This window comes from Fluviicola sp. (assembly GCF_030151805.1).
In the GTDB taxonomy this organism is placed as follows: domain Bacteria; phylum Bacteroidota; class Bacteroidia; order Flavobacteriales_D; family Crocinitomicaceae; genus Fluviicola.
Genome location: NZ_JASLCN010000433.1, coordinates 1 through 6380, shown reverse-complemented (window position 1 = coordinate 6380; position 6380 = coordinate 1). Strand labels below are relative to the sequence as shown.

The 6380-nt window shown below is 40.3% G+C and carries 3 protein-coding genes; 1 reads left to right on the top strand and 2 read right to left on the bottom strand.

Translation table 11 applies throughout. The annotated features are described in order from the left end of the window. Positions 1-549: DUF4199 domain-containing protein (locus Q1V93_RS16480; protein ID WP_300666168.1), on the top strand; the 549-nt coding region annotated here is incomplete at its 5' end. On the opposite strand, the gene murC is transcribed toward Q1V93_RS16480, so the two are convergent. Together murC and Q1V93_RS16470 are read right to left on the bottom strand one after the other, a co-directional pair. Continuing rightward, a complete protein-coding gene (murC, locus tag Q1V93_RS16475) occupies positions 526-1893 on the bottom strand; it encodes a Mur ligase family protein (RefSeq protein ID WP_300666166.1) in 1368 nt (455 codons plus the stop codon). The genes Q1V93_RS16480 and murC overlap by 24 nt on opposite strands. 247 nt (positions 1894-2140) lie before the next feature. Beyond that, on the bottom strand, positions 2141-6380 hold a 4240-nt coding region (locus Q1V93_RS16470), incomplete at its 5' end, for a hypothetical protein (protein ID WP_300666164.1).

Sequence of the window (6380 nt, the reverse complement as noted above, 5' to 3'; positions counted from 1 at the left end):
TTATTATTTACAGGTATTTGGTTCTTAGGTAAATACTGTTTTTTCTATTTTCAAGTGCTACAGACGTCGGAGCAATACCCGCTCCAGGTAATGTGGAATATTCTGTGTCTACTGATGGCCATGTCAATCGGAAGTTTAATTGAAAAAAGACGTGAAAAAGTGAGTGAAAGCTCTGCTTTAGGAGATATTAAATCCACCCTGAAAATCGGTATGATCTACACGGTAATTGTTGGCGGATTGATTTACCTCTTTTATGCTAAAATTGATCCCGCATATAACGAAAATCAAATTGCCGTGATTGAACAATCCATGCAGAAAATGGTAGATGATCCGGTTCAATTAAAGAAATTCAGATCGGAAAGACCCGAATTTGAAGCTTCTACGAAAGAAGAGATCATTAAAAAATCGAGTGATAATATCCGCAACTGGTACAATCCGACTTCTGTTATGACGATTTCCCTGCTTGCGATGCTGATGTTGTCAGTAATGAATTCCCTGATCTTAACGATCATTTACCGCAGAATCTTATTCAGACAACCCAAGGCATAGTTCTTCGCCCAGTTCGTCGTAATCTATTCCGTCAAAGTTTCCGGAAGACATCATTAAAAGTACCGAATTGTTCCAGCTCTTCGCACGAATGAACTCCAAAACTTCCTGCGTCTCGTTGACCACTTTAACGCGTCCTCCGAATGCCGTTTGAACTTCTTCAATACTCAACGGAGCAAGCTTTTTGTGCGCCACAACTTCCGGACTGAAATACACCAGGGCTTCGTCTGCTGCGTTCATAGCTCCGTCGTACAAGGGTAAAAACTCTTTTCTCAAAGAAGAAAAAGTATGCAACTCCATACAAGCTACTACATTTCGCGTCGGGTATTGTTCTTTCACTGCAGAAGTCGTTGCTTTCAGTTTGGATGGTGAATGAGCAAAATCCTTGAATAGCGTAAATGATCCTTTTTCAACGACTTTCTGAAGGCGTTTTCCCGCTCCTGTGAATGTTCTGATCGCCTGAAGGAAATCGTGATTAGCAATGTTCATGGATTCCGCCAGGTACATTGCTCCTACCAGGTTTTGCAGATTATGAGCTCCGAAAATTTGTAACTCGTATTCCTTTCCGTCATAGGTCATAACCGTTCCGGAATCAGACACCCGATACTGAGGCGTTTTATAAGCTTTTGTTTCCAATTTCGCTTCAAACTCTTCTCCCAGCTCTTTTAACGTAGGGTCTTCAGAATTGTAAATCAGTTTTCCATCCGGTTCAATCACTTTGCAGAATTTTCTGAATTGGTCCACATAATTTTCCCAGGTCGGAAACACATTGATGTGATCCCAGGCAATTCCGCTGATCAATGCAGTATTTGGTTTATATAAATGAAATTTTGGTCTACGGTCGATTGGAGAGCTCAGATACTCGTCTCCTTCCAAAATCATGTATTGTGCTTCTTCAGACAATTTCACCATGCAATCGTAACCTTCCAGCTGTGCTCCAACCATGTAATCGACATTCAGATTCAAAGCGTTCACCACGTGCAGCAACATCGAAGTAATCGTTGTTTTTCCATGACTTCCGCCAATGACGATGCGGTATTTATTTTTACTCTGTTCGTACAGGTATTCCGGGTAAGAAAAAATCGGAATTTGAAGTTCTTTTGCTTTCAATAGCTCCGGGTTATCTTCCCGTGCATGCATTCCCAGAATAACGGCATCCAAACCGGAAGTAATCTTTTCTGGAAACCAACCAATGGATTCAGGCAGAATTCCCTGTTTCTCCAATCTCGTTCTGGATGGTTCAAATATCTCATCATCGGAACCGGTTACACGCGCTCCTTTTCGGGATAAAGCGATTGCTAAATTGTGCATGGCACTTCCTCCGATTGCGATAAAATGAACATTCATAAAACTGGAATTAAATTTGAGCCGAAATTACTAGAATCACACCAAAAAAAAAGCGTGAGTAAAAATAGTTACTCACACTCTTTCTTTCATTTCTATTTAAAACCGAATCGCTTCTTTCTTCTTCTGAAAATTAACAGCTTCTTTTTTAACATTGCCAAAAAAAAGAAGCAAAAAAGCGTAAGGGCCTTCTTCCTGATCCAGTTTCATTGAAACTTTTTTGACTCCGAAGAGATTATAAAAAGAAATCTCAATAATTCCGTTTCAGCTTGGCATCCTGCGTTTCGCGTTGCCAAACAATCTCCGTACAGCCTTGCCCGTTCTTTGAATAGGTAATTCCGTTCATGGTTTGTGTTCTGATGTACACATCCCCTCTCCCGTTTTTGACAACAACTCTTCGTGTGACAACAGCTGAAACCAAACCATCTGACCCAAGCTGATCAAATTGTTCCTGGCTTACTCCTTCCGGATATTTAGACAAATCAACTTCATAAGATCCTGTAGCAATTTTTTCCGGTTGAGGTTTAGCTGCATCGTCAATGATCTTTTTAGATTCCTGCGTTTTTTCCTCATTTCTGTCTTGCTGAATTTTATCCGTTGTTCCCAGTTCTTTTTTGGAATTCGTAATCAAATTCGCATTATCCATTGCCTGTGTACTTTGTGTGCCTTCCTGAACCTGTTGCTGTGCACTTTTCACTTTTTGCTCGTTATTCACAACTTTTTGATCATTCAAAGCCGCTTTCTCTTTTTCACTCTGGATGGAAATTGCCTGGATCTGATCAAAGTTTTTCTTGTTTTCAGCGCCTGAAATAGATGGAAGATCTTCTTTATCTTCCATTTCTTTTGCTTTTACTGAAAGTACCTGCTTGTTTTCAATGTTTTTGATGTATGCTTTATTATAATCTGCTCTGTCCAGTTCCGTTTTTTGATCTCTGACGTTTTCAATAACAACCGTGTTCTCTCTATTCTCCTCCATTTTGGCCAAAGTAGTTTCCCCTACAATTCGCTCTGTTTCGCGGTTTTTTGAAGTAAATCTTTGAGAATTATCAACCTGATTCTGCGTCTTCTCTGCTCCGCTTTCAAACTCCGTCTTCTTGATTTCTTTTATGATTTCATTGTTATTCTTGGACAATTCTTTTTCTTCAGTCGTTTTAACCGCAATATTTGTTTCAACAGTTTTCAACACCTCTTTTGTTTCAACTGTTTTAGCAGCTGCTTTATTGCTGTTTTCAACTTCCAGATCAATTTGAGTTTGTTGAGCGTCTTTCACTTTTTTCTCTTCTGCCAAACGCTCTTCCATATCATCAATGGTATTTTTCTCCTGTTCGATTCTGATATTCGAATAAGCTACTCCATTTTTAGCTATTTGAGAGTTCTTATCTTCTGTCAGTTTAGTGTTTGTCTCACCCAAATCAGTTTTCGACTTTTTGAGTACCTCATTGTTTTCCACAGCACCACCATCCAGTTTGCTATTTGTCACATTGATTGCTTCATTCGCAGCTTCCAATTGCTGTTTTTGATTAACAATATTCAATTCTTTAATGGTATTGTTCTCCTCATTACTTTTAGTAATCACTGCTTGTTTGTTTCCAAGTTCATTCACATTCGCTTGCACTTTTGCATCTGCAGCTATGTTCCGCTCCTCATTATTGATCCGGATTGCAGCCAATGTACTATCTGAAGAAAGCGTCAGGTTCTTTTGTTTATCGCTTAATTCAGAATTATTTTCTTCCATTCTCTTCGCTTTCCGGGTCAGCTTATCCGTCGTATTTCCCTTTCGTTTTCTGTTTGCTGCTTCCAGTTTTTTTGCCCCTTCCGTTAAAGAATTATCCGTTTCCTCTCCTAAACTTTTCAGCTCCAATGTGTTTGATTCCGGTTCTGCTTTAGTTGTTTTTTGAACCACAGGGGGATTCAGAATGTTATTGATCTCATTCAGCTTTTGTCTTGGATAAATATCTGTTGGTCTTTGAGTAACAGCTCGTTCATATAATTCTTTTGCTTTTTTATAATTCGCAGCATTGAATTTTTCATTTGCACTGTTGATCAAATTTCGATAAACGCGCTCTTTATCCTCATCCGCTTCTTCCTTCAGTTTGATCTCACATTTTTTGGATTGCTCGTATGCGTAATTATTGGAAGGATATTTTGTCAGGATGTTATCATAAGCTGATTTTGCGGAAGACCATTTTCCTGCATTAAATTCCTGGTCAGCTGTCGCTGTCAGCGATGCCAGCTCCTTATTCGCAGCATTTTCTTTTGCAAGATTATCCAAAAGCTGTCGCATTTCCTCAATCTTGTTCAACGCAGCCTGATCTTTCGGCTGATGTCTCAAGGCTTCTTCAAAATTTGAAATAGCTCCGTTGTAATCTTTACCGGCTGCGGCATTTTTACCTTTCAGCATCGCTTCATCATACAGCAATTTAGCTTCTTTAGCCGGATCCACTTTATTTGCCAGCAAGGTTTGAAGTTCTGAAATTTTCTGATCAGGAGTCAAATCATCCGGTTTAATAGTCTTAGCAGCTTTGTATGCACTAATGGCTTCTTCCAGTTTGTTTGCTTTTGCCAGCGCATCGGCTTCAGCCATTTTCTTTGTAAACTGATTTTGCTGATCCAATGCTAATTTTTCCTCTTTTTCAAGCTCTTCAATTTTTGCCAGCTTTTGCTTCGGATATTGGTCTGCCGGTCTGAAATTCACTGCGCGATTAAACATTTCCTTCGCCTTCACATAGTTCTTCTCATCAAAAGCTTTGTTTCCGACATCAATAATTTTCTGGTAAGCCTGGTCTCCATCGCTGGATTCCTGTTCGGATAATTTCTTTGCATTTTCAGCCTTTTCAACCGGAAGTTTTTCGTACGGCTTCAACACCAATGCAGCATTGTATGCCTGAACAGCTTCCGTGTATTTCTTCGCCGCAACCAGGTCGTCTCCTTTTTTAAGAGCGGCCAAATATTCCTGCTCTACTTTCAATTGCTCAGCATCTGCTTCTTTCAACGCTTTAATCGCGCTGATGCGGTTTTTAGGTTCCTGTTCGTTTTTAATCGTTAAAGCTTCGTTGTATTTTGCAATTGCTTCATCGTATTTTTTTGCAGTCTCCAGGTTCTTTGCTTCAGTCAAAACAGCGTTGTATTTCTGGTTCAGTTCTGCATCTTTTTGCTCTTCTTCCAGCTTTTTATCACACCACACAATTGCTTTTTCAACCTCTTCATCTGCTTTGATTGCCTTTGCCTCCAGGTATTTTTGTTTCGCTTCGGCATATTTATTCTGGTTCTGGAAAGCCATTCCTTCTCCCTTCAATTTCTCGAAAGCTGCCAATTTCTGTGCTTCACTTGCCTGATCGTTTTCCAATTTGGAAATCTCCAGGATTTTCTCAGAAGCAGTTGTATTAGCTGGTTCCAAAGCAAGCACCTGCTGATATTTTCCTTTCGCTCCGGACAAATCTTTTCTGGAAAGAGCTGCTGCTCCTTCTGACAAAAGTTGTGTTACCTGTTTTTCCTTATCTGCTTTTGCGATCAATGCTTCGATCTCTTTTACTTTGTCTTTCGGTAGAGCCTGAGCCGGATCTAAAAGAGACGCTTCTTCAAATTTCTTTTTCGCTTCAGCCAGTTTGTTTTGTCCAAGCAAATCGTTACCAGCTTTAATCGCCGCGTCGTACTTTTCTTTCTGAGCTGTTGCCTGCGAATTTTCCGCGATGATCTGATCTACTTCAGCCAGTTTCTCTTTGGCCTCTGTTTTGGTATTGTCGATCGCAAGAGCAGCCGTGAATTTCTCTTTTGCAGTCAGGTAGTCTTTGGACGTCAAAGCACTCAAACCTGCATTAAATGTTTCCTGGTATTTTTGATTTTTATCTTTTTCAGCGTTTGCCTGAGCAATCTTCTTTTCCACTTCAATCAATTTCGTTTTTGGAACGGTTGAAGCTGGATCAAGCACTTGTGCCTCCTCGTACTTTTTCTTAGCCGCTTCAAAGTTAGAAGCAGTCATTGCTGCATCTCCCTCTAGAATTGCCTGATCGAATTTTGCCTTTTGTTCTGCTTTTTTGCCATCAGCTAAAATTTTCGCATCAATGGCATCCATTTTTGCCTGAACAGCTGCATCCGGAATTAACGCAATGGATTCCTGGTATTTCGCTTTTGCATCAGCATATTTTGCGGCCTTATCCAAAGCATCACCTTCAGTAATAAGTTGTTTCGCTTTGGCGATCTTATCTGCGCTCGCTTTCTCATCGTCGAGGAATTTATTAATCTCCTGGATCTTGGTTTTTGCTTCTGCGTTTTCAGCTTCCAATGTCAACACTTGCTCGAACTTCGCTTTTGCCCCCGGGTATTGTTTGGCGCCGAAAGCCGTATTTCCTTCTGCCAGCAATTTGGTGATTTGCTCCTTCAAGGCATTTGCTTTTGCATTTTCGGCAATGATTTTATCTACTTCAGCCAATTTCTCTTTGGCCTCCGTCTTCGTATTGTCAATGGCAAGAGCTGCCGTGAACTTCTCTTTT

Excerpts from the sequence above, each read along its gene's own strand:
- murC (WP_300666166.1), bottom strand. The coding sequence starts at position 1,893 with ATGAATGTTCATTTTATCGCAATCGGAGGAAGTGCCATGCACAATTTA.